This window comes from Staphylococcus pasteuri, assembly GCF_030547725.1.
GTDB lineage: Bacteria > Bacillota > Bacilli > Staphylococcales > Staphylococcaceae > Staphylococcus > Staphylococcus pasteuri.
In genome coordinates, this window is record NZ_JAUOQO010000002.1 from 170,549 (window position 1) to 195,543 (window position 24,995).

A 24,995-nucleotide genomic window follows, 5' to 3' on the forward strand; every position below is an offset into this window, starting at 1 on the left:
TAAAATACCCTTGTCGAATTAACGACAAGGGCTTGAATCTATTATTCATCCATAGCTTTTGAAGCTTCAATTTCATTTTCAGTTAATTTTGGTTTTAAGAAACCGTAGATTAGAGCAGAAATGATTGTACCAATCACAATAGCTAATAATGTTTGTAAAATATGACTGAAATCAGTTGTTGCAATAACAAAGATACCACCATGTGGGGCATTAATTCTTGAACCTAAAGCTAATGCTATAGCACCACTTATGCCTGAACCAATCATCATAGATGGAATAACTCGAATTGGGTCAGCTGCTGCAAATGGTATAGCGCCTTCAGTAATGAATGATGCGCCCATTACATAGTTAGGAACAATTGAACCTCTTTGTTCTTTAGTAAATTTCTTTCTAAATAATAGCATAGCAGTTGCAATTGCTAATGGTGGAATCATACCACCTATCATAGCTGCTGTAATCGGTGCTGCATTTCCTTCAGTAAGTGCAGCAGTTGCGAATACATATGCTGCTTTATTGAAAGGTCCACCCATATCGATGGCCATCATTGCACCAATAACTAAACCAAGTAACATAATGTTTGAACCTGAAAGACCATTTAGTCCGTTTAATAATAAATTGTTCAACCATGAAGCTGGTGGATTAAATACATAAATCATTAGCAATCCAGTTACAAGTACAGATAGTAATGGATAAATTAACGTTGGTTTTAAACCTTCTAATGCTTGAGGTAAATTACGTGTAATATATTTAATACCTTGTGTTAAGTAACCTGCTAAGAAACCTGCAATAATACCGCCAATAAAGCCTGAATCACCTGAAATAGCTAACATACCACCGACTAAACCAGCTGCAAATCCTGGCTTATCTGCAATACTACGAGCAATAAAACCTGCTAATACTGGAATAATTAAGGCAAAAGCACTGTTTTTACCAATATTCCATAGTTGTTCTGCAAAAGCATTGTGTTCAGCGCTCTTTGGATCAAATGAGTTAGGTCCAATAATAAACACGATAGCCATGATGATACCACCAGCAATAACTAATGGTAGCATGTTAGAAACACCATTCATTAAGTGTTTATAAAACGCTTTTCCTGGACTTAATTTTTCTTCATTATCATCTTTGTTACTTGATGATCTATCTCCGCGGGCAACAAATGGTTTACGACTAGTATCTAATGCTGTGTTAATTAATTCTTCTGGACGTTTAATACCATCTGCTACTGGTACTTCTACTACATTTTTACCATCGAAACGGTCAGTTTCAACATGTACGTCTGCTGCTACAATAACACCAGAAGCTTTTTCAATATCTTTTTCAGTTAAATGGTTTTTAATACCACTAGAACCATTCGTTTCAACTTTAATTTTTATGCCCATTTTCTCAGCTTGTTTTTTCAATGCGTCACGAGCCATATAAGTATGAGCGATACCTGTTGGACAAGCTGTTACTGCAAGTACATATGGTTCATTATCTTCTGTTGAACCATCAGCTGCTGCAGCCGCTTCAGCTTCATTTTGTTGTGCTTCTGCTTCTTCTTCTTTTGTAGCTTCATCATCAGCATTATCGATAATTTGTAATACTTCTTCTGGTGAAGAGGCATTGATTAATTTTTCACGTACGTTTTCATCCATTAAAATACCAGACAATTTAGCCAAAGCATCTAAATGCGTTTGTGCCCCACCTTCAGGAGCGGCAATCATAAAGAATAGGTGTGCAGGTTGCATATCTAAACTTTGATAATCCACGCCTTCCTTAGATTTACCAAATGCGATTGCTGGCGATTTAACCGCTGCAACTTTCGCATGTGGAATGGCAATCCCTTCACCAATTCCTGTTGTACTTTGAGATTCACGATTATGAATGGCTTCTTTAAATGATGGTACATCACTTAATTTGCCAGCTTTATCTAGTTGATTCACTAACTCATCAATAACAGCATTTTTATCTGATGAAGATAAATCCATTGCTATCGTTTCTTTTGTCAATAATTCTGTTATTCTCATATTATTCACTCCCCATCAAGTACAGAAATCGTAACTTGTGATTTTATATTTTCTATTGCATCTTTTGTAGCTAAATCTGCGTCAAATGCTGTAGCTGTTCCTGAAGCAACGGCTTGTTTAAATGCATCTTCTATTGATAATCCCGTAGCCAAACCTGCTACCATCCCAGCAACAGTACTATCACCTGAACCAACAGTATTAACTACTTTCCCTTGAGGGTTAACTGCTTTAATACTACGTTCGCTATCTACATAAATTGCACCGTCCCCGCCTAGTGAAACAATCACTGACTGTGCACCTTTATCTAAAATTTGTTTACCGTATTTAATGACGTCCTCGTCATTTTTAATTGAAGTATTAAACATAACTTCAAGTTCGTCTTTATTCGGTTTTATAAATAATGGATTATATTCTAAAACCGTTTCAACTAATTCTTTTTCTGCATCTACTACTAATTGAGCACCAGTTTGTTGAGTGATTTTCGCAATTTGTGCGTAGGCGTCACTTGGAATACTTTTCGGTACACTTCCTGCTACGATAACAATATCTTCTTTGTTTGTTTTCTTAATTTGATCTAATAGTGATTGAAATTGAGCATCTGTTACGTTAGGTCCTTGTGCATTTATTTCTGTTTCTTTGCCAGTTTTTAACTTAACGTTAATGCGTGTATCTTCATCTACTTGAACGAAATCAGTTTGGATATCACTATCTTTTAGTATCTGAGCGATAAAGTCACCTGGAAATCCACCTGCAAAACCTAATGCAGTAGAATCAACATCTAAAGTCTTTAATACTCTAGATACATTAATACCTTTGCCACCTGCAAATTTATTTGTATCTTTAGCTCTATTTAATCCATCTATTTGGAAGTCATCTACAAACATGACATAGTCTATCGATGGATTGAATGTAACTGTATATATCATAAAATTCCTCCTAAAAATCGATATTGCTCTCTAAAATCATCATTGACATGGTTTTCAATGCCACGTTTAGACGTAATGATTTGAGTATTGTCACGTGCTGGAACCCTAGCAAAATAAACTTGATTGAACTTAGTTTCATCTACAACAACAAAGCTTTCATTAGAAAGTCGCATCGCAGTTTCTTTTATTAATGCTTCTTGTTCATCAGGTGTCGTTAATCCATATTTCTCATCTATACCATTCATTCCGATGAAAGACTTATCAAAGCAATAACGTCTCAATGTTTCTAAAGCGCTAGATCCAACAGTAGCAAAAGTATTCGCCTTAACTTGACCACCCAACATTAAGGTTTTAAAGCCTTTTTTAAGTAACTGTTCAACGTGTGTTAAACCATTTGTTACAACGATGATTTCTTTTGCATCTATGTAAGGTATCATTTCTAACGTTGTTGAACCTGCATCTAAAAATATACAGTCATTATCACTAATTTGTTGCGCAGCTTGTCTAGCAATTTCTTTTTTCTCTTGTGAGTTTTGCGTTAATTTTTCTTTTAATCTTGGTTCTACTATTCGATTATGACCAATCGTCGCACCACCGTGGATACGTTGTAATTTCCCTTCTTGTTGTAACTTTGATAAATCTCTTCTAATAGTAGAAGAACTACAACCTGTTCTATCCATTAATTCTTGGAGTGTAAGAAAATCTTTATTCTTTAATTCTTGTAAAATTAAGTTGTGTCGTTTCTCAGATATCAAAGTAACCACCCCATTTCACTTATCATTATAATGAGTACGCTTACAAATTTCAATCATAAATTGTCAAAATCAATCAAAAACAATCATATTGTGACAAAAATAACACAGAAATCTATGTAATCGTCAAAATTCAACTTATTACAACATATTTCTGTGTCATTATTATCATTTTATATTTGTTTTTATTAATTTTGGATGATTGGCTCTACTTTTGCATTTGTCATAGAAATTAAGTCTTCCACCCCTATAATCATTTGCATACCTCTTTGTCCACCACTTACGTATACTTTATCGAGTTGTCGTATAGATTGATCTATAACAGTAGGAAATAAATGTTTCATTCCTATAGGTGAACAACCACCTCGAATATATCCAGTAACTTGCTTCAATTGATCTAAAGGCATCAAATTTAACTTTTTCTCGTTTACAACGTGGGCAGCTTGTTTCATGTCTAACGTTTCATTTACTGGTATGACAAATACAAAATGATTATGGTTGGCATTTTCTAATACAAGTGTTTTATATACTTCTTCTACTTTAGCATTAACAAGTTTGGCTATTTGTTCACCTGTTTGGTGTTCTGCAGTCACTTCAAATATATTAGTTTTATAGTTAACTTTCGCTCTATCTAACATTCGCATTGCATTCGTTTTTTTCGTTTTACTCATTATGTCACCTCTAATATTACTTTACTAATCGCATTTCATTTTACCACTAATAAGTTATATTTTGTAAACGCAAAAAATAACACATACTCTTTTTAAAAAAGTACGTGCTATTGTATGTCTGAATGATTTGCCCCTACTTGACCATTACCATTCACTGAGATATTTGTTTGTTGATTTTTCTGTTGATTCACATATAAATACTTTGAATCTTGTTGTTGTTGATTAACTTGTTTTAAATCGTATTGTTCATCTAAATGTTTATTTGCATAATTAATTGCAATAACTTTGCGTTCTCTTGGCGTAAAGTCAGTTTCTGATAATCTATGATTGTCTTTTTTTACATATGTAGTCTTTTGATGTTTTACATCGTTATTATTATTGTCATTTTTTTCAGAAGCTTTGGCTGTTTTAAAGTCAGTTATTTGAGTTGTTTTCTCTATAACAGAAAGTTTATTTGCTTTTGAAAATGTACAAATGGTTTGATGTACTTTAGCTAATGCGTTTTGATTCGTTGCTAAAAATATTAAACCAATTAAACAAATAGTCAAAATAACTGCAAATATACTCAATAATAAGTTTTTCAAATTCATCCCCTTACCCACATTTCTTAATTGATTTTTGTCTATCTTAACATAGTCATATTCAATTTCAGTTATGTAGGTCACAATTTAAATAGATTGTAATATTTGTAACAGTATTATTACTAAAGTTGTTATTTTTGTTACATAAAATCATTAAAAAACGAAATAACTCGATTTGATTCTTTATTTTAATCTATTTTTTACATCAAAATTTATTTCTTTAGTTTCTAATTGTTCGAATACTATATCAAAAATTTAAAAAGTTTTACTATTTTAAAAAGGTGCTATGTTTTCAAAAATACCAATTTATCAAAAAAGCTGTTCACGTACATTAAAAAGTACAATGAACAGCTATCATTTTAAAATTTACTTTTGAGTGATATTTTTTCTAACTACTTTTTCAATAAATATAATGACAATACCACTTAATGATACAGCTATTGCCATATATAAAGGAAATTCTATGTTCACATCAAATAAGGCACCAGCTACTAATGGTCCCATAAAATTCCCCATACTTGTAAATGTTGAATTGAGTCCGCCTGCAAATCCTTGACGATTACCTGCTATATTTGAAAAATAATTTGTAATAGCCGGTCTAATCATGTCAAATCCTATAAAAACAATGAAACTAATTAGCATTATAGTCCAATAACCTTGTGCAACAATAAGCATCACTAGAACGATTGCTGAATATAATAATGACCAAGCTATAAAGTTTAACTCACTAGTATACTTCATGAATTTATCAAAGAAGAAAACTTGGAATAGTGCGCCAAAGATACCGCCACCTGTGATTGCAATTGAAATATCTTTTGGTGTGTAACCTATTTTGTCTGATGTATAAAGTGAAAATAGTGTTTCAAATGCTGATAATCCGAATGCAAGCACTAACGTTAGAATTACTGGTGTTAAGAAAACTTTCCAATTAATTTTAGTTAATAATTCTGGATCATATTGTGGGAAACCAGCAGTTGTAACTTTTTTCGGATTGTGAATAACAATCAATGACATAATAAATGCGATAATACCTAGACCACCTGCAAAGTAGAAAGGTAATCTATGTGAAATCTCTGCTAAAAAGCCCCCAAAACCAGGTCCTAAGATAAAACCGGAATTAATAATCGCAGACATATAACCAAAGTTTTTTGCTTTATCTTGCGATGGTGAAATATCGGCAATAAGACCAGTAACACCCGGCATAACCATACCAGCACTTAGTCCACCTAAAACACGTGAAATAATTAGGATTGAAAATGAATGACCCATCGCAAACATAAATTCAGAAATTGAAAATAAGACTAGACCTATACATATAATTAATTTTTTTCCTAATTTATCTGCTAATCCACCACCAAAAGGTGAAATAATCATTTGCGCTAATGCAAACACAGCAACTAGTATACCTAAATCGCTACCTTTTAGCCCTAAATCTTTAAGATAAACAGGTAGTACTGGAATAACCAGTCCAATTCCTAAGAATATTAGAAATATATTAAAGTAGAGTGTAAATAATTGTTTTCTCATAATGGTGTCCTCCTCTCTAACAATGCATAAATTACTTAATATGACATGATTCGTTTAAATAAATTCTTATTATACATGAAAGATATGTTTTAAAAGTCCGTTCATTGTAATACATTTTCAAAAAAATTAACAGTAAGGCGTTTTAATAATGTAATCATTTAATTCCAATCTTATTTTACTATAATAAATATTTAACTTTCATCCTCTTTTAGTTGATTACTGTTGCTCATAGCGATATTATTAAAACTCAAATATTTTTTACGCTTTAAAAGAAAAAAATATTAAATCAAATTTCAAAAACGATGTTATGAAAGTAGTGTTTATCATGCAACCTCGATATATAGCAAGAATCTATTTTATCATTCTATTTACTATATCCTTGTTCGAAACAAAAATATTCAACTTTATGACTTTAAATTTATTTTTAGCATATATTCCATTTGAATTGTGTTTATTATTAAAGCTATTTAAACCTATGAAAAAATTTGAATGGCCATTATTTGTCATATTTGGAATGATCTTTTTATTACTTGTTCCAAATACCTTTTACATGATTACTGATTTAATTCATTTAAACCAATTTCAATTCAACTTCTTAATTGGATTAAACTTAAAAGAATGGATTTTCTTTACTTATTTAATGCTAGGTGTCTTTTTAGCAATGTATGTTATGATATTGATTTTCATGGAAATCTTACATTTTACAACACATATTTGGTTGAACCGAGCATTAGTTATTATTCTTATGTTTTTAAATGGTTTAGGCATTTACATGGGTCGTTTTTTAAGAATTCATACTGTTTATTTAATCAATGAACCCCTTAAAATATTTTACGAAGTTATAAGTGTGTTTAATCTTAAAACATTTATATTTGTATTATTAATGGTCATCATGCAATCAGCAATCATTTTATTTGTAAAAGGAGTTCGACTACAAAAATGATTTTTAACTTACTTATCTTATTAGCAATTATTGTAATTATACAGCTCATTATCGGACATTTTATTCACGATATTGGGTTTAGCTATGCTAAAAGTATTATTTTAATGTTTTTACCTCTCGGAATAGGATTGTTTATTTTACAAGTTTTTTATTATGAACGACGTTTCCCTAATTGGAATGTTCCATTAGGCGTTAAATTACGGTTAAAATATATGTATATTTTAACGTTTTTCGAATATGTAGCAGTGTACGTTTGCTTATTTTGGCTTAAATAAAATCTTATGGTTGTTAATAGTAATGACGTTTTGAATATTACACTTCAAAATATTACTATTAACAACTTTTTTTATGACAATGACTTGAATAATGACATTACTCGCTCGCGGCTATCGTTATGATTCACCATTTGTTTAGGGTAATTTTGACCTAATTCAATCCCTTGCTGCTTCAATTTCTTTTGATTTTTCTTGGTATCATGCAATAACTTTGCATCGACATCATTAAAAACGGGTAACCATCTTTTTATATATAATGCTTTAGAATCAAAACGTTCACTCTGTCTCATCGGATTAAACATTCTGAAATATGGCACGGCATCTGTACCAGTTGATGCAGACCATTGCCATCCATGAACATTAGACGCACTATCATAATCAATCAGTTTATCTTTAAAATATGCTTCTCCCCATGTCCAATCTATTAATAAATCTTTAGTTAAAAATTGAGAGGTTACCATTCTCATTCTATTATGCATATAACCAGTTTGATTGAGTTCTTCCATTGCAGCATCAATAATTGGAAAACCTGTTTCTCCATTTTTCCATTTTGTAAATTGATGTTCATTATTTACCCAATCAATGTGTTGGTATTTTTCTTTAAATGCTACATTTGCAGTTTCTGGATATTGCGTCATTAATACATAATAAAACTCTCTAAAAATTAACTCTCTTATAAAAGCTTCATAATTTGATTCATCTATGTCATAACCTTGTAGTAAATCATTAAATACTTTAATAATATCAATAAGACCATATGCCAAAGCAATGCTAAGTTGACTGGTCAATACTTCAGGAAGATATTCTCTATTTGAGTCATAATTTTGAATATCATGTTCTAAAAAACTTTGCCATTGTTGCTGAACGTCTTTTTCTGATAATCCTCTATCTTCAACATCCAATTTCAATTTCTTTTCAGACGTTGATGTTTTATTGGCTATATCTTTTAATTTGTATTGATCTATTTTTCTTTGCATGACGTATGGGCGCCATCTTTTATAAAAACTTGTAAACACTTTATATGGTTCGCCTTGATTATTAAATGTTTTCTTCGGATTAAAATAATGTTGTACTCTTATGGGTTGGACTTCAATTGAAGCTTTATTGAAATGTTGTTTTTGATGAGGATAGTCATATTCTTCTTTATGATAACTCATAATATCACTAGCCATAACAACCTTATCCAACTCTTGTGACTCACAAAATTCAATTAATTGATCGTAATCAATCATATTTACTGAAATATGATTGTTATGTAATTCATTTAAAAATTTCTTTAACGTACCTTTATAAAATGTCTCTTTTAATTGTGAATGATCTCCAAATTGCTCTACAGGAATGATAAACACACATGATTCAATATCATCTAAGCGCTGATAAACATACGCTAATAATGGATTATGATTTATTCTAAAAACTCGATTTAATACAACACCTATTTTCATTCTATTGTTACCACCTATTATTTTTTATAGTTTGTTTAATACCCTACTATGAGTTTAATTAATACATTTAAAAATAATAAATATATGCTGCAATCAATAATAATGAAGTAAATAAAAATCCAAATATTAAAATAAGCTTGAGAACAATAGTTGCTCTCAAGCTCTTATAAATCATAGCTCTGATATTTTCCAAGAAATAAAACAAAACCTATAGCTATATTTTTATACTAAACCTAACCATTTCCAGTAAGTTAAACTGAAAATAATAACAAGAATGTATCCAACAATAGTTAATGGAATACCTGATTTCAAGAAATCTTTAACAGTAAATGTGTCAGTTCCGTATGCAAGCATGTTTTGAGGTGCACTTACTGGTAATAAGAATCCAAAACTAATAACAAATTGTTGTATTAATACAAATCCAATAGATTGATCTCCTAAATGTAAAGTAGATGTTAGTGAAATAAAGACAGGAATCAATGCAGAAGATAAACTAGTAGCACTCGCAAATCCTAAGTGTATTAAAATATTAAATAATGTAATGAGTGCTATTGTCGCAATAATTGGTAATCCTTTAAGTCCCATCAACCCGAATGTTTGGTCACTTAACCATTGTGCGGCACCTGTTTTTAACAATACATTACCTAATGAAATACCAACACCAAATACAATAATTGTGCCCCAAGGTATTTTCTTTTCTACGCCTTTCCAAGTAATTACACCAACTTTAGGCATCAACATAATACCTAATGCTATTAATGTAATTGAAGCAGAATCAATAGGATGTAATACCTTTTCAGTTGACCAAAATAGTAATAGTAAAACTGAAATAATAATTAAACGCCATTCACGAGGTTTAACAGGACCTAATTGATTTAATTCTTCTTTAATTAGCGCTTTCCCACCCTCAATAGATTCTCGTTCTGGCGGCATGACTTTTATCATAATAAAATAAAGGGCAATAGACATTAGTATTGACCATGGTGCAGCATATAAGAACCATTCGCCCCATGAAACGTCATGGCCTAAATTTTGGTTAATAAAATTAATTGCAACAATATTTTGTGCTGCAGCTGTTTTAATACCTATATTCCAAATCGAAACAGCTTGAACAGATGTAATAATTAAAAGTGAAGCAAGTTTACTTTCTTTTGATACTTTAAATGCTGCGATCATACCTAATAATATAGGTACTACAGCTCCTGCTCTTGCAGTTGCAGAAGGAACAAAAAATGCTAGTACTATGGAAACAAGAATAGCACCAATAACAATGTTCTTTGTTTTATTTCCAACAATAGATAATACTAATAATGCTAAACGTTTGTGTAAGTTCGTTTCTTGCATAGCAGCTGCTAAAAATAATGCTGCTGCAACTAAGGCTACTGCAGATGTAGAGAAACCACTAAACGCTTGTGTTAAAGCATTATTAGTCCCTAACATCTCACTACCTTTTATAATAGCATCACCATTTTTGGGATTACCTAATTGTTCTGATAAGTTTTGAACTGGACTAAACCCTAGTAACAGTATGATTAAGCCTAAAATCAAGGTCGCTGAAACAGGGTAAGACACCGCTTCTGTCACCCACATAATTACTGCAAATGCTAAAATGGCTAAAGCCATTTTAGCCATAATAGGCAACCCAGCTGGTGTAGGTAAAAGTATAATGGCAATTAATATAACAAAGCTTACAATTATCCATATAGGCTTATAGCCTTTTTTCTCTTTCTTACCTGGTTGGTTATGAACATTCTGGGAGGATTGTTTTGCTTTAGACATGTGCACCTACTCCTTATTATCATTATCTTGTTACTATAAATTATATCAAGAAAACGCTTTATCCAATATAACCAATTACAAAAGACACACAATACTCAATTTTCAAAATAAATATTATACAACTAACTAAACTACACTCAATTAAATGTTTTAATCTATGTTAAATTTAATTGGAAATGAATTATTTTACTTTGTATTTAAGTGTTTCTTTAACTTTTTCCACTGATAATGCTGATTTATCCAATTGTTCACGTTCAGAATCACTTAAATTCAACTCAACGATATTTTCCACACCATTTCTTCCTAATTTCACAGGTAATCCTAAACAAATATCGTCATATCCATATTTACCTTGAGCATACGTAATTGCTGCTAATATACGATGCTTATCTTTCAATATTGTTTCAACCATTTCATAAACCGCTGCAGCAGGAGCATAATAAGCTGAACCATTTCCTAACAATTGAACTATTTCAGCACCGCCTTTGCGTGTTCTATCAACAATCTGTTCTATTATATTTTGTTCTAATAATTCAGCTATTGGAATGCCATTGACTTGAGTAGAATTGATTAATGGCACCATTGTATCGCCATGTCCACCTAATACTAAGCCTTGTACGTCTTCAACAGAAACATCAAGTTCTTTGGCAATGAATGTTTGATAACGCGCACTATCTAATACACCGGATTGTCCTAATACTTTATTTTTAGAAAATCCAGAAGCAACTAATGCAGAGTATGTCATAGCATCTACAGGATTAGTTAATACTATGATAATGGCATTCGGTGAATATTTAGCTATTTGTTGTGCACTAAGGTGAACAATATCTTCATTAGTTTGTATTAAATCATCTCTACTCATTCCTGGTTTTCTAGCAATTCCTGCAGTTATGACTACAACATCTGAATCTTGTATTTCAGAATAATCAGCAGTTCCTTTAATATCTACATTAAAATTAAATATTGGAGCACTTTCTAGTATATCTAACGCTTTACCTTTAACCACATTTTCAGACTGTGGTCTATCAACAACAACTATGTCAGCGCTTTCATTTTGAGCCAAAATAAAAGCCAATGTAGAGCCAGTTTGCCCTGCACCAATAATCGAAACCTTATTTCGTTTATTCATCCTGCACACTCCCCAATCATTAAATATTAAAAAATAAAACTCTGATATTTCAATATTATTATAACATTGAAATATCAGAGTTTTTTAGTTGTATGTGTAATTTATTTTTTAATTTGACCAAAAATTTCATGATTTATACCAAAAACATATAACAGCGTAAAGAATGCTGCTCCGCTTAATATAGTTAACACAAGCGTTAATATGAGTGTACGTTTAAAGTGACGTATAAATGCAATAAAAAGTAGTCCTAAATTATACGCAAATAACAATCCGAATAAGGTCATTGTCACTAATATCTCGGGATAAAAAATATTGCATAATAGTACAATGACTGCAAATATTAAATAAGGAATCATAATTAAATTACGTTCAAATTTAAGTTGTTTCTGTCGTTTATCTTCATTATTCATTCTTTATAAATCCTTCCTAACATTTAATTATAAAATATCTCGACCTAATGCCGCAGTGTATATATCAAACCACTCTTGATCAGTTAATTCAACATTTAATCCAGCAGTAGCTGCATCAATTTTTTCAATAGATCGTGTTCCTAATATTGGCATCACCTCATTAGGATGTCTAATTAACCAAGCTATCATAATAGCAGAAACGTTCACTTGATATTTATTTGCTAAAGGTTCAATGACTGACATGAGGCGTCTACTTTTATCGTCAGAAGTATCAAACAGCTTACCTCCCGCAAAAGGACTCCAAGCCATCACTTTAACTTGATTTTGATACATTTTATCCATTACACCATTATGTAGTATATCTGTTTGATATGGTGATAATTCAAGTTGATTGATACTAATGTGCAACTTATCATGATTAAGACTTTGTTTTAATAAATCATATTGCGTTTCATTAAAGTTAGAAACTCCAAATGATTTAATTTTACCTTCATTAACCAATTCTTTTAGAGCATCTGTAATTTCATCGGGATTCATTAATGGTGACGGTCTATGAATCAATAAACTATCTAAATAATCTACATTTAATCGTTCTAATGAATGATTTACTGACTTAATAATGTGTTGGTGGCTATGATCATATCGGTGTCCATCTGTAAATGTTTGAGTTTCAGATGGTAAAACAATACCGCATTTTGAAACAATTTGTATTTGTTCACGCAATTGTGGTGATAATTTTAATGCTTTACCAAAAAGCGTTTCATTTTGATAATCGCCATAAATATCTGCATGATCCATAGTTGTAATACCACGTTCTACAAGTTGATTAATAAAACGATTTAATGCTTGATCTGATAGTTGCCATTCATTAGCCCGCCAAAATCCTTGCACAATTTTTGAAAAATGAACATATTGGTTAATTTGTGTTCTTTCCATTATAATCACGACCCTTATTTTTTATAATGTATTCACTTCAGTTAGGAACAGTTGAAATTTAAATTAAGTAAATTGTAACATATCCAATTTATTTCTGAGTCGATTTACATCTATATGTTCCCCTATAATCACTATCGTTAATGGCATTTCTTTAGCTATAGCCCCAAAGTCTGGCAAACCATATGAATATTGAAACTCAATTGTTTCATTAGGATTGTCTCTAAATTTTATATAACCTTTTAATCTCAATACATTTTTCGGTAATTGCATAATAAATTGGTAAAATAATTGACGGTCAATAGGACTAGTAAACGTATATTTCATACTAATAATACCGTGATGATGGTGATGTTGATGATGTTTTGTTGTTTTATCTTTTTGGTTTCGAAGTTGACTGATGTCAAACTTTCCATAAGTAGTCAAAATATGCGGTGCACTCGGATTAATTTTATTTATTTCGTTCTCTATTTTATTTATTTCTTCAGAATCAACGCAATCCATTTTGTTAATGACTAATAAATCACTCATTTCAAGTTGCTCTTCCATTAACGCTTGTGTGGAACTAGTGTAATCATTCCTATTTAAAAATCTTTCAACATCCACTACACTTATAATTTGTGGCATGTCTATATTATCAACTATGGTTGGATCTTGACATGCAGCAAAGATTTCGATAGGGTTAGCGACTCCTGTTGCTTCTATAATAATATGATTACAATCATCTTTTTGAATTAAAGATTGAATTTGGTTAATTAAATCAGTTTTTAAGTCACAACACACACAACCATTAATGATTGATCGTACTTCTATATTTGAATCTAAATTTTGACTATCTACATCAAATGAGCCAAATTCATTCATAATCACTTTAATTTTCTCATCAATTTTTAATAATTCACTAATATAATGTGTCAGTAACGTAGTTTTACCACTACCTAAAAAACCGCTTATGATAGAAATTGATATTTTTCTAGATTTATTATTTTTCATTGTAAAATTCCTTTTCTATTACAAGTATTTTTAAAAATGATAACATAAATATTTAATTATCTTTTTGCTTGATTTAACGATAGATATCTTCTAAACTTTAAACATACTTTAATTTTAGCATGACATTGAATCACAGTGTGTTGTGAATTATATTCCGCACAACATAGACGGATTCCAATCCGAATAGAGAGAAAAACGGATAGAATGTCTGGAGGAGAACTTTAATGTCTGATCAACATAATTTAAAAGAGCAACTATGCTTTAGTTTGTACAATGCACAAAGACAAGTAAATCGCTACTATTCAAACAAAGTCTTTAAAAAGTACAATTTAACTTACCCACAATTCCTTGTATTAACAATTTTATGGGATGAATCTCCCGTAAATGTTAAAAAGGTTGTGACTGAACTAGCACTTGATACTGGTACAGTATCCCCACTATTAAAACGAATGGAACAAGTTGATTTAATCAAACGTGAACGTTCCGAAGTCGATCAACGTGAAGTATTTATTCACTTGACTGATAAAAGCGAAAAAATTAGACCCGAACTTAGCAATGCTTCTGAAAAAGTTGCAACTGCTTCATCATTATCACTTGAAGAAGTGGATGAACTTAACCGTCTTTTAGGTAAAGTCATTGATGCATTTAATGAAGCTAAAGATAATTAATTAAGCTTTTGTCATGGTAATTTAAAGTTAAAGGTTAGAATCAAACACTTTCAAAGTATAAAAATGCTCTAAAGTACATCTCAGTGCTTTAGAGCATTTTTATTTTTCTAGAAACTATCAATCACATTTTTACTCATTGGTTCAATTGAGTTATTTTATATAAATATCCTTTATTTTGGATAAGTGAATGATAACTACCTGCTTCTTTGATTTCACCGTCTATCATAATTAAAATTTTATCAAAATATGGTAATAAACGTAAATCATGCGTAGCAACAATTAATGTTTTAGCTTGTTTATCAATTAATGTCATCAATTGATCCGTATGATCAGTATCTAGACCAGTAGTTGGCTCATCTAAAATCCAAATATTAGTTTGATTTCTTAATAATAAACGTGCCATGCTTAATCGTTGAATTTCTCCGCCTGATAAAGTATCTCCATCCATTGTTATTTCCTGATTTAAAGCTAAATGGCTCAAATTTAACGCTTTTAACGTATGCCGCATATCATCTTCATCACAATCTGTCAGTAAATTATCTTTGATGGTTCCGTCGAATAATTGTTGTGATTGTAGTAATGCATTGATTTGATGATATTTTTCTTCCTCTTTAATTTGAAATACCTCTGTTTGATTTAACATTACCTGTCCGCTGCTTACTTGATATAATCCTAACAAAACATGTAATAGCGTACTCTTACCGCTACCAGATGGACCGATAATAGCGACACGTTCACCTTCTTTAATATGAAATGAAACATGATTCAATACTGATAGTTCTTGATTGTCATATTTAAACGTTACATCTTTTACTTCATATAAATCATGTTCATTAGTTTTGTCTGAATCTGTATATAGATGTTCTTTGGATATATCATCGTTTTGAATAACTTCATTAATTTCTGATAACGATTGATCTGTATCTGCTTTATAAAAAGCTACATTACTCATTGGTACAGCTTGTTCAAACAAAGTTAATATCATTAATACAATACTGGTTAAATATACAACATCTAAAGAGTGTGTATGGACTTGAATAGCGCCCAAAACTAATGTAGCAAAAATTGATATCATAGCAATGATATTTAGTAAATAATCATAAACAGTTAAAAATCCCTGTTCTTTACTTTGCAATGCATCATATTGTTGTAAATGTTGTAATACATCATTCTTATAATCTTCGTCCTTATTAAAGCGTTGTAATTCTTGAAATCCTTCACGATAATCAAAAAATCTTGTTAAAAATTGTCTTTGTTGGTGTGATACTACTGTCTTCAATTTACGTGCCCTTTTAGCACTTAAAAATGGAACAAGCCATAATGTCAATATCATACTCGCTGCAATTAATATTGCATGTGCTGGTGAGATGAATAAATATACTGCTATCGTTATTAATGCAGTTATTCCTATGACAATAGGCGGATAATAAACTCTTAAGTATATGTTTTGTAATGCTTCTACTCTACTTACCATACGTGAAATTAAATCGCTAGAATTATATTTTCGATAAACATCTGGTACTACTCTAACTAGTCCTTTAAAGAATTGTGTTCTTACATTTCTTAACATAGTAAAGGTCGTACGGTGAGAATATAATCTTTCATAGTATCGAGATATCGCTCTTAAAAAACCAAATAGTTTAACCGAAACAACTAACACCATTAAAGCATATAATGGAGCTCCTAACGCACTTTCAGTAACCATATATCCACTTAGAAAGAACATCGCTAAAGCAACTAAACTCCCCACGACACCTATAGCTATTGCTATTACTAAATCTTTATCGATTTTAAATTGAATTCGTGACTTCATGATTCATCACCATTTTCTTTAACATTAACTGAAATATTTTTATCATCTTTAATAATCTCACCATCATGTATATATAAACGTCGTGTTGCTTGTCTAATTGTGGAGTCTCTATGAGCAATTATAAGTTGCGTCGTTGCTTTAAATTGATGATGCATCACGCTTTGAATCACTTGTTCCGTTTCTATATCTAAACCAGTTGCTGGTTCATCAAGTATGACTAAGTCTGGTTTCATTACAAGTAAACGACACAATTCAATTCTTCTCATCTGCCCACCAGATAACATTTCTCCACCATCACCAATTAGTGTATGGATTCCATTTTTTAATGATTGTACCTTTTCTTTTAATTGCACTTGCTCTAATGCTTCTAAAATAATGTCATCACTAACGTCATTAAACATTGAAATATTATCTTTAATTGTGGCAGTAAAAATGTATGGACGTTGACTTAAAATACCTATTTGCATTTGATCATATTTATATGAGACATGACCTTCTGTAGGTTTAAGAGATTGACTTATTAATTTAGCAAAGGTAGTTTTACCTGCCCCACTTGGTCCAACTAATGCGATGTGTTCATGTTCATTAATATCGAGAGTGACATGTTTAATTGAGAAGTCATTCCCCTTTTCATTACTATATTTAAACATGACATTGCTTAAGCTTATAAGTGGGGATTGGTTTGTATGATAATAATTTATAGGTACACTATTTTCTGATGTACTTTCTAAATATTCAAATACAACATCACTTGCACCTTCACTTTGTTTGCCCGTATGAAACGCTTGTCCTAAATCCTTAATGGCATTATAAAATTCTGGAGCTAAAATAATAGCGATTGCTGCTGTTTTAAAATCAATCGTATGAAAAACAACGAGACTCAGTGCTGCTTCTAATGCTACAAGTCCAATTCCTAATAAGCTGATAAACTCTAACATTAAACTTGATAAAAATGCACTTCTCAAAATTTTCATTGTTAAATCTCTAAAATGTGTACTATCTTCATAGATTTTATTTTCCGTTTGTTTTGTTCGGTTAAATAATTTCAAAGTGATTAACCCTTGTGTCATATTGAGAAATCGTTGTCCAAATTGATTTAAATAAGTCATTTGATCCTTAGATTCATCACGAGTTTTCAATCCAAATATAATATAAAATAATGGAATGAACGGTGCAGTTATGATCATTATCAATGCTGTGTTTAAATGAACAAAGCACATCGCAATCATAATAGCTAAAGGAATCATCATTGACTTAAATACTTGCGGCAAGTAACTTTGATAAAATGGCGCAATACCATTTATTGTCTCTGTTAAAAGTGTCATTTCCTCACCAACTGATTGTGTTGATTGGTGGTGAATCACTCGTTGACGCAAGTCATGTTTAACTTTAATAGATAAACGGTTACCTAATAATTGATTACAAAAATTCAAAGTTGCACGTATCATCAATACTACAAAAATAAAACTGAGTATAATCATTGGCGATTGTTTTACTTTAAATAACATTATATTTAAAAAGTCTGCTATTGCTATATTCTGTAAAACTACAAATAATGCTAACAATATACATACTATTAGCATTAATGCAGGATAAATTTTATACTTAAATACTAATTGCATTAATTTTTTCACTAGATATTCACCTGATTTTTATTATAATCTCTATATTAAAGATTGAAAGATTAATGTACAACGATAGTGCTTTTGACAATTATATGACGACAAATCTTTCTCATACTTTGGTCTAGTGTTATTACTATTTGTAGCGTGCTTTGAAATGAGTATGCTATTATTATATGGTGAATTTGAAATAGTCAAAAAAACATTTAATATATGAAAGTAGGTACATTATGTTATTACTTGAATTAATCAAGGGGCTTATTTTAGGTATCGTAGAAGGTCTAACTGAATTTGCTCCTGTTTCCTCTACAGGACATATGATTCTTGTTGATGATATGTGGTTAAAGTCCACTAAATTTTTAGGTGAGCAATCAGCTTTCACTTTTAAAGTTGTTATTCAATTAGGTTCTGTATTTGCGGCAGCATGGGTGTTCAGAGAACGTTTCTTTGAAATATTACATATTGGGAAACATCAACCTGAGCAACAAGCGACTACTGGACGTCGTTCAAAACCAAAAAGATTGAATTTGATGCATGTTTTAGTAGGTATGATTCCAGCTGGTATTTTAGGTTTCTTATTTGATGATGTCATTGAAAAATATTTATTTAGTGTATCAACAGTTATGATTGGTCTTTTCCTAGGCGCAATCTACATGATTATCGCTGATAAGTATTCTGAAAAAGTAACTCATCCACAAACTGTAGATCAAATTAATTATTTCCAAGCATTCGTTATTGGTATTTCTCAAGCCATTGCTATGTGGCCAGGGTTCAGTCGTTCTGGTTCAACGATTTCAACTGGTGTCTTAATGAAAATGAACCATAAAGCGGCATCTGACTTCACATTTATCATGTCAGTACCAATCATGCTTGCAGCAAGCGGATTATCTTTATTAAAACATTATGAATATATTCATTTAGCGCATATTCCATTTTATTTATTAGGTTTCTTAGCTGCATTTATTGTAGGTTTAATAGCAATTAAAACATTCTTACATCTTATTAATAAAATCAAATTAGTACCGTTTGCAATTTATCGAATTATATTAGTAGTTGTCATAGCTATCCTATATTTCGGTTTTGGTATAGGTAAAGGTATCTAATTAAACATTTTTAAGACTAATTACCGTTGAGAACAAGTTACTTTTCTCAACGGTTTTTTCTTACTTAACATTAATAAATAATACAATGTTAATTTTAAATCACGCCCTTTAACAAAATTATCTTTCAAACCAAATTTCGTACATTATTGTTACCAACAGTAGTTTATTTTCATGTATCATAGGGTATGGATAAAAATAGTAAAAATTAATGGAGGCAACGAGTATGGACAAAAAGAAACTCATAAAAACAGCAATTAATGTTTTACCTATCATCATCGTTCCGTTAGTCGTAGAACGTAAAAAAATAAAAGATCATCCTGATGTTAAAAAAGCGACTGATGCTACATCTAGAGCAGCATCTAAAACAACATCTGCTATTTCTAACAAGACTTCTGACGTTAAGACATACGTTGGTGACAAGAAACAAGAATTTGATAATAAACGTGAATTGAAAAAAATCGCTAAAGAAAATGACCCAGCTTATATTGAGAAAAAAGGCGAAAAATTAGCGAAGCAAAATCGCAAAGAAGCAGACAAAATGGATAAAAAGCTTCAAAAAAATATTGAAAAACGTCACAAAGAAGAAGATAAACAACGTGAAGAAAACGAAAAACAACGTATTAAAGATATGAAGAAAACTCAAAAATACGAAGAAAAAGTAGGATTAACACCAGGTAAGCTTGATGAAAAAACTGAGAAAAAAGGCGAAAAGTTAGAAAAAGAAAATCGTAAAGAAGCTAAAAAGATGGAGAAAAAGCTTCAAAAACAAATCGAAAAACGCCATAAAGAAGAAGATAAACTACGTGAAGAAGCCGACAAATCTAGAAAAAAAGAATTTAAAAAATATAAAGATTACACAGCTAAAAGTGTAGTTAAACAAAATAAAGAAAATAATAATGAGGCTTAATCTTTCATGACACGCATTATTATTGACGGAGATGCTTGTCCAGTTGTTAATTCAGTGATTGATTTAACACAAGGGACAGGCATTTTTGTTACAATTATACGTAGTTTTAGTCACTTCTCAAATCAAATTGAACCTAAACATGTAAATACTGTCTATGTGGATGATGGTCCTGAATCGGTAGACTATAAAATTGTCCAATTATCATCTTCAGAAGATATCGTTATTACACAAGATTATGGTCTAGCTAGTCTATTACTCAACAAAGTAAAGTATGTCATGCACCATAAAGGATTTATATTTAATAATGATAATATTCAACAATTGCTAGACCAACGTTATATTAATGCTCAAATTCGTAAGCAAGGAGGCAGACATAAAGGACCTCCCCCATTTACGAAACAGGATAAACAACACTTTGAACAACAATTTAATAAGCTTTTACATCAACTTTAATGGAGGTACATAATGAAGAAAATTGCAGTTTATTGTGGCGCAAGCAAAGGAAAAGATGACACATACGTTAAAGAAGCATATGAACTAGGTAAATATATGGCTGAAAAAGGTTACGAATTAGTTTTCGGAGCTGGATCTGTGGGTATTATGGGCGCTATTCAAGATGGCGTTTTAGACCATGGTGGTAAAGCGATTGGTGTAATGCCAAAAATGCTTGATGAAAAAGAAATTACAAGCCAAAAAGTAAGTGAACTTATTTTAGTAGATTCAATGCATGAAAGAAAAAATAAAATGACTGAACTTGCTGATGCTTTTGTTATGGCTCCGGGTGGTGCCGGCTCACTAGAAGAATTCTTTGAAATGTATAGTTGGGCTCAAATTGGTATTCATCAAAAACCAATTGGTGTATACAATATCAATGGTTTCTTTGAACCATTACAAGGGTTAATCGATCATATGATTAAAGAAGGATTTATTGATGAAAAATATCGTCAACTCGCTCCACTCTTCGATACTAAAGAAGCGTTACTTGAAGGTTTACTCAATTATAAACCTTTAGGCGTTCGTACTTATGATTAAGTAAATTCTGTTAAAACCAAAATACCCCACTCGAATTTATTCAAAAAATAATTTCGAGTGGGGTTATTTCAATTATTTATCTAAATCAATCACATATCTAACATGTCTTTTCAAAGGATGATACTTACTCAAGTTAGGGAATTCAAAATGATCATAAAATGACATTCCTATTTTTTCCATGACTTTTCTTGAAGGTAGGTTTGTTTCAGCAGTAAAACTATAGACTTTAGAAATGTCTTTTTCTTTAGCAAATTTAAGTACCGCTTCTGCACCCTCAGTGGCAATACCGTTTCCCCAAACTTCAGGAATCAAACGCCACCCTATTTCATAAAGTGGTAATTCTTTAAATGGATACTCACTATCTTTAGGAATATAATTTAATCCTATAAAGCCAAGCCATTCATTCGTTTCTTTCAGCTCTACTGAGAATAGACCAATACCATAATCTTTAATAATTTGGTCCATTTTTTTCATATCTAATTCAGAACGACGATAACTCAATAAACTTGGGAAATATCTTCTGACTTGTGGGTTAGCATTCATTTTTTGAAAAGGTAATAAGTCTTTTTCTTCCCAATCTCGTAATTTCAAGCGCTCAGTTTCAATATAAACAACCATTTTTTACACTCCATTACTACGTAAATACATCATTATATACATTTTATAATAAAATTAACGCGCTATGAAACAGTAAGATTCACATCGCGCTATAATTCGTTTATTAAAATTTTGATTTAGCTTTTAGTTATATAACTAATAAGTTCAATATTAACTGGAATTTCTTTTAAATGATCACGTTGATTTTTTGGTGCTGTAAATGTAGCATCAATAAAATCATTCTGATGATCTAAGTGATATGTTGCAACAAATGTATCTGTATCTGATTCAAAATTAGGCAAGTGCGCAATCACACGTTTAATTTCACCTGTAGAATCAACAACATGTCTACCTGTAATATTTTCTAATTCTCTACCTAATTCTGGTAGCGTTAGCGCTTTTCCCTCTAAAATACTAAAATCTTGTTCATGCATGGCTCTTCTCTCCTCTTCACATTTTTGAAAATGATGACAATAATCATATTAATCTTTATAGTTTATTTTTATTATATATATTTATCCATTACGATACCCATTTTTTTCGTATATCAAACTTTACGTTCAAGACGATATTAAGTTGATATTTTAATCATATCATATTCTATTCTGTTGAAGATGATGCTTTTGATTAGATTTATTGCTGGTTCTGTTCTGATTTAAAATTTGTTGCTTCTTTAATTTTGTTCTTAATTAGAAGATGTTTTATTCTTCTCGCTTTTATTAGTATCCTTATCATCACTATTATCAGAACTAGTTGATTGACTTGAAGCAGAGTTATCAACTTCTTTTTGTAATTTATCTTGTTTATCTTTTAAATCGTCTTTTTGTTTATTTAACTTTTTCTTTTGTGATTTTAATGATTTGTTTTCTTTTTCTAATTTATCTACACTCTTTTCTAATGTCGCTTTCTCCTGACTTTTGCCACATGCGGATAACATTAGCGTTGCAGATAAAAATAATACAATCCACTTTTTCATGTTAAACTCCTTTAAAAACAGTTATAAATATAATTCATTTTATCATGAAATAATAATTTAATCATTTTTCTACTTTAAATCTTTCTTCAATTTAATATGTGTATCTTCATAGCCTATTTGGTGATTCAAGTTTAACATAGCTTGATTTTTCGTATTTATTGTACTTTGTATTGTTTGGGCTCCTTCTTTCATGGCCCAATCTTCTAGTGCTAACTTTAATTGTCGTGCAAAACCTTGACGCCGATATTTAGGATATACAAACAATAATTCAATTGTCACAACCTTAGTTTGTTTTTCAAAATGCCCCCATATTAATGCTTGTAGTTCTTGATTATCTTCAATGATTAATATCATATCTTGGCAATGCCGTAATCTAGCATTAATCATTTCAATTCTTAATGCAATCGATGTACTTGTTGCTTTATAATTTGCTTCTTGAGATTCTAATAATTTTTCGTGTATCGTTGCTACCTCGTTAATTAACTTTTGATTACTCAAATTCAACTGTCTCATCATTTACTCCTGTATTTCATATTATAATCATTGTATTTCTATGGTATGATTAAGCATAATAAAATTATCAATTTAATGTATTGGTAAGTCTTACTTAAAATTATTTTTAAAGGAGCGCTTATGCACTCATGAAGTCTACAGCTCAATTAGCTAAAGAGAATAATGTGAAGTCTTTACGTTTAAATAATACGGATAGAGAAATTTTTGAAAACTACATGATATATATTCGTTCTGATTTAAGTGTAAACCCACATGATTCAGAAGTGATGTTGAATCGCATATTAAAACACTTAATCAGTGCAGAAGGTAAAGGTATGTTAGCTATGGAATTCTTTAACCATAATCCTAAAATGCATGCCAAAAAGCAATTAAAAGAACTTCCAAATGAAACAGTAAAGAATATCTTTAAATATATTTATCAACATTTCGTATTACTAATTGGTATTTTCTGTTTCTTAAAAGGGTTTATAGGTTTCTTTATTGGTGGAGATAGTAACTATCTTTATCTATATACATTTCCTATTACAGTGATAGTTGGCTTATTTATCATTTTCTTATTTATATGGATGATATTTAAAACGATTCAGTTACAATGCTTTAATAATTCAAATTGGGTATGGTTATTAACTTATGCCGTAATTGCGCTATTAATTGTCGCATTGTTTTATGTATTTTTTATACCTCAATCCTTTTTAGCATTTGGTCCTTATATCAATGTTAGTAATTGGTCATTTATTATTATTTCCGCCATTATCACACCTATTTCATTTTATATTGATCATCACTATTTTAATAAAAATTCAAATACGATTATGTAATGTTCACGAATTGATGGCCACATTTTCTAATTGAATTTAACATCTTTGAAATAAATAAGAAGGCAATTTCTACTAATAATTATAGAAATTGCCTTCTTATTTATTCTCACTAATTTAATATAAAAACATCTACAATAAACCATATCACCATAATAAACATCACAATAGCTTGAGCAATTGTACTGGCTAAAAACGCAATAATCGATCCAAAACTTACTTTAATCGCTTTTTTCAAATCATACCCTTGTATTAACTCGATAATAAGTACTAATACAAACGGTACAATGATAATACCAAATGGCGGAACTACAAAGCATCCAATGATCACGCCAATAATAGCACCATATTTTCCAACAAAGTATTTATTCATTAGAAAATCAGCTAAGAATATCATAATGGTAAAAATAACCATTGCGATATAGAACATCCAAGATAACCTTCCGTTGTGAAATCCAAATTGATAAATAAGAAAACCTACCCATAAGACTAAAACTGAAGGAATGACCGGTTTAACTAAACCGACAAAAGCTAATATAAATGCAATTGTAATTAAACTCCATAATAATACCGTCATTA

At 30.7% G+C, this 24,995-nt stretch carries 27 protein-coding genes; 8 read left to right on the forward strand and 19 right to left on the reverse strand.

Annotated features, from left to right (window positions below):
- Nucleotides 1-41: 41 nt before the first annotated feature.
- From Q4528_RS02940 to norA, 6 genes are all read right to left on the reverse strand, one after another.
- The gene (locus Q4528_RS02940; protein ID WP_303520471.1) at nucleotides 42-2,006 is read right to left on the reverse strand and encodes a PTS fructose transporter subunit IIABC; all 1,965 of its coding nucleotides are present in this window, start codon (nucleotides 2,004-2,006) and stop codon (nucleotides 42-44) included.
- Nucleotides 2,007-2,011: 5 nt separating this feature from the next.
- Nucleotides 2,012-2,932 carry a 1-phosphofructokinase gene (gene pfkB / locus Q4528_RS02945; protein WP_046466439.1) on the reverse strand — a complete coding sequence of 307 codons (921 nt, stop codon included), beginning with the start codon at nucleotides 2,930-2,932 and terminating at the stop codon, nucleotides 2,012-2,014.
- Nucleotides 2,929-3,687, reverse strand: coding sequence for a DeoR/GlpR family DNA-binding transcription regulator (locus tag Q4528_RS02950; RefSeq protein WP_046466438.1), 759 nt, complete (start codon nucleotides 3,685-3,687; stop codon nucleotides 2,929-2,931). Before Q4528_RS02950 ends, pfkB begins: the two co-directional genes overlap by 4 nt.
- A 185-nt stretch (nucleotides 3,688-3,872) precedes the next feature.
- Nucleotides 3,873-4,355 (reverse strand): Cys-tRNA(Pro) deacylase, encoded by a 483-nt coding sequence (gene ybaK, locus Q4528_RS02955; protein ID WP_017637343.1) that lies wholly within the window; start codon nucleotides 4,353-4,355, stop codon nucleotides 3,873-3,875.
- A 107-nt stretch (nucleotides 4,356-4,462) separates the two neighbouring features.
- Nucleotides 4,463-4,945: a hypothetical protein gene (locus tag Q4528_RS02960; protein WP_029056450.1), complete on the reverse strand. Its 483-nt coding sequence runs from the start codon at nucleotides 4,943-4,945 to the stop codon at nucleotides 4,463-4,465.
- A gap of 357 nt (nucleotides 4,946-5,302) precedes the next feature.
- A complete protein-coding gene (gene norA, locus Q4528_RS02965; protein ID WP_017637345.1) occupies nucleotides 5,303-6,463 on the reverse strand; it encodes a multidrug efflux MFS transporter NorA in 1,161 nt (386 codons plus the stop codon).
- Nucleotides 6,464-6,788: 325 nt separating this feature from the next.
- On the opposite strand from norA, the gene Q4528_RS02970 reads away from it, so the two are divergent.
- Entirely contained in the window at nucleotides 6,789-7,406 is a 618-nt protein-coding gene (locus tag Q4528_RS02970; protein WP_029056448.1) for a DUF1361 domain-containing protein, read from the forward strand.
- Nucleotides 7,403-7,681, forward strand: a complete 279-nt coding sequence (locus tag Q4528_RS02975) for a hypothetical protein (RefSeq protein ID WP_017638393.1) — start codon at nucleotides 7,403-7,405, stop codon at nucleotides 7,679-7,681. The genes Q4528_RS02970 and Q4528_RS02975 overlap by 4 nt, the downstream gene beginning before the upstream one ends.
- 71 nt (nucleotides 7,682-7,752) lie before the next feature.
- Here Q4528_RS02975 and Q4528_RS02980 read toward each other — a convergent pair whose 3' ends face one another.
- The 6 genes from Q4528_RS02980 to Q4528_RS03005 all read right to left on the reverse strand — a co-directional run bounded on the left by Q4528_RS02980 (nucleotide 7,753) and on the right by Q4528_RS03005 (nucleotide 14,370).
- Nucleotides 7,753-9,126, reverse strand: coding sequence for a cryptochrome/photolyase family protein (locus Q4528_RS02980; protein WP_046466437.1), 1,374 nt, complete (start codon nucleotides 9,124-9,126; stop codon nucleotides 7,753-7,755).
- 222 nt (nucleotides 9,127-9,348) lie between these two features.
- The gene (locus Q4528_RS02985; RefSeq protein WP_017638395.1) at nucleotides 9,349-10,905 is read right to left on the reverse strand and encodes an SLC13 family permease; all 1,557 of its coding nucleotides are present in this window, start codon (nucleotides 10,903-10,905) and stop codon (nucleotides 9,349-9,351) included.
- A 181-nt stretch (nucleotides 10,906-11,086) separates the two neighbouring features.
- Nucleotides 11,087-12,034, reverse strand: a complete 948-nt coding sequence (gene mdh, locus Q4528_RS02990) for a malate dehydrogenase (RefSeq protein ID WP_096807846.1) — start codon at nucleotides 12,032-12,034, stop codon at nucleotides 11,087-11,089.
- Between the two features lie 101 nt (nucleotides 12,035-12,135).
- Nucleotides 12,136-12,444 carry a hypothetical protein gene (locus Q4528_RS02995; RefSeq protein WP_017638397.1) on the reverse strand — a complete coding sequence of 103 codons (309 nt, stop codon included), beginning with the start codon at nucleotides 12,442-12,444 and terminating at the stop codon, nucleotides 12,136-12,138.
- Between the two features lie 27 nt (nucleotides 12,445-12,471).
- Nucleotides 12,472-13,380, reverse strand: a complete 909-nt coding sequence (locus Q4528_RS03000) for an aldo/keto reductase (protein ID WP_017638398.1) — start codon at nucleotides 13,378-13,380, stop codon at nucleotides 12,472-12,474.
- Nucleotides 13,381-13,443: 63 nt separating this feature from the next.
- Nucleotides 13,444-14,370: a CobW family GTP-binding protein gene (locus Q4528_RS03005; RefSeq protein WP_046466435.1), complete on the reverse strand. Its 927-nt coding sequence runs from the start codon at nucleotides 14,368-14,370 to the stop codon at nucleotides 13,444-13,446.
- Nucleotides 14,371-14,594: 224 nt separating this feature from the next.
- Here Q4528_RS03005 and mgrA point away from each other — a divergent pair, with 224 nt between their 5' ends.
- On the forward strand, nucleotides 14,595-15,038 hold the full coding sequence (gene mgrA / locus Q4528_RS03010; protein ID WP_017638400.1) for a global transcriptional regulator MgrA: 444 nt from the start codon (nucleotides 14,595-14,597) through the stop codon (nucleotides 15,036-15,038).
- Nucleotides 15,039-15,171: 133 nt separating this feature from the next.
- On the opposite strand, the gene cydC is transcribed toward mgrA, so the two are convergent.
- Together cydC and Q4528_RS03020 are read right to left on the reverse strand one after the other, a co-directional pair.
- A complete protein-coding gene (cydC, locus tag Q4528_RS03015) occupies nucleotides 15,172-16,851 on the reverse strand; it encodes a thiol reductant ABC exporter subunit CydC (protein ID WP_046466434.1) in 1,680 nt (559 codons plus the stop codon).
- A complete protein-coding gene (locus Q4528_RS03020) occupies nucleotides 16,848-18,485 on the reverse strand; it encodes an ABC transporter ATP-binding protein/permease (RefSeq protein WP_046466433.1) in 1,638 nt (545 codons plus the stop codon). The genes cydC and Q4528_RS03020 overlap by 4 nt, the downstream gene beginning before the upstream one ends.
- A 218-nt stretch (nucleotides 18,486-18,703) precedes the next feature.
- On the opposite strand from Q4528_RS03020, the gene Q4528_RS03025 reads away from it, so the two are divergent.
- The 4 genes from Q4528_RS03025 to Q4528_RS03040 all read left to right on the forward strand — a co-directional run bounded on the left by Q4528_RS03025 (nucleotide 18,704) and on the right by Q4528_RS03040 (nucleotide 21,515).
- Nucleotides 18,704-19,576, forward strand: a complete 873-nt coding sequence (locus Q4528_RS03025; protein ID WP_303520480.1) for an undecaprenyl-diphosphate phosphatase — start codon at nucleotides 18,704-18,706, stop codon at nucleotides 19,574-19,576.
- Nucleotides 19,577-19,799: 223 nt separating this feature from the next.
- Entirely contained in the window at nucleotides 19,800-20,483 is a 684-nt protein-coding gene (locus tag Q4528_RS03030; protein ID WP_017638404.1) for a hypothetical protein, read from the forward strand.
- Between the two features lie 6 nt (nucleotides 20,484-20,489).
- A complete protein-coding gene (locus Q4528_RS03035; protein ID WP_046466432.1) occupies nucleotides 20,490-20,936 on the forward strand; it encodes a YaiI/YqxD family protein in 447 nt (148 codons plus the stop codon).
- 12 nt (nucleotides 20,937-20,948) lie between these two features.
- Nucleotides 20,949-21,515: an LOG family protein gene (locus tag Q4528_RS03040; protein WP_017638406.1), complete on the forward strand. Its 567-nt coding sequence runs from the start codon at nucleotides 20,949-20,951 to the stop codon at nucleotides 21,513-21,515.
- 72 nt (nucleotides 21,516-21,587) lie between these two features.
- Here the strand turns inward: Q4528_RS03040 and Q4528_RS03045 are convergent, their stop codons facing one another.
- From Q4528_RS03045 to Q4528_RS03060, 4 genes are all read right to left on the reverse strand, one after another.
- Complete coding sequence (locus tag Q4528_RS03045) at nucleotides 21,588-22,133, reverse strand: GNAT family N-acetyltransferase (RefSeq protein WP_017638407.1); 546 nt, start codon at nucleotides 22,131-22,133, stop codon at nucleotides 21,588-21,590.
- 116 nt (nucleotides 22,134-22,249) lie between these two features.
- Complete coding sequence (locus Q4528_RS03050) at nucleotides 22,250-22,546, reverse strand: hypothetical protein (protein ID WP_017638408.1); 297 nt, start codon at nucleotides 22,544-22,546, stop codon at nucleotides 22,250-22,252.
- Nucleotides 22,547-22,797: 251 nt separating this feature from the next.
- A complete protein-coding gene (locus Q4528_RS03055; RefSeq protein WP_017638409.1) occupies nucleotides 22,798-23,088 on the reverse strand; it encodes an SA0632 family lipoprotein in 291 nt (96 codons plus the stop codon).
- A 69-nt stretch (nucleotides 23,089-23,157) separates the two neighbouring features.
- On the reverse strand, nucleotides 23,158-23,601 hold the full coding sequence (locus Q4528_RS03060) for a GNAT family N-acetyltransferase (protein WP_303520488.1): 444 nt from the start codon (nucleotides 23,599-23,601) through the stop codon (nucleotides 23,158-23,160).
- Nucleotides 23,602-23,729: 128 nt separating this feature from the next.
- Between Q4528_RS03060 and Q4528_RS03065 the strand changes: the two genes are divergently transcribed.
- Nucleotides 23,730-24,419 carry a DUF1129 family protein gene (locus Q4528_RS03065; protein WP_017638411.1) on the forward strand — a complete coding sequence of 230 codons (690 nt, stop codon included), beginning with the start codon at nucleotides 23,730-23,732 and terminating at the stop codon, nucleotides 24,417-24,419.
- Between the two features lie 109 nt (nucleotides 24,420-24,528).
- Here Q4528_RS03065 and Q4528_RS03070 read toward each other — a convergent pair whose 3' ends face one another.
- A complete protein-coding gene (locus Q4528_RS03070) occupies nucleotides 24,529-24,993 on the reverse strand; it encodes a DUF456 domain-containing protein (RefSeq protein ID WP_303520490.1) in 465 nt (154 codons plus the stop codon).
- Nucleotides 24,994-24,995: the final 2 nt, after the last annotated feature.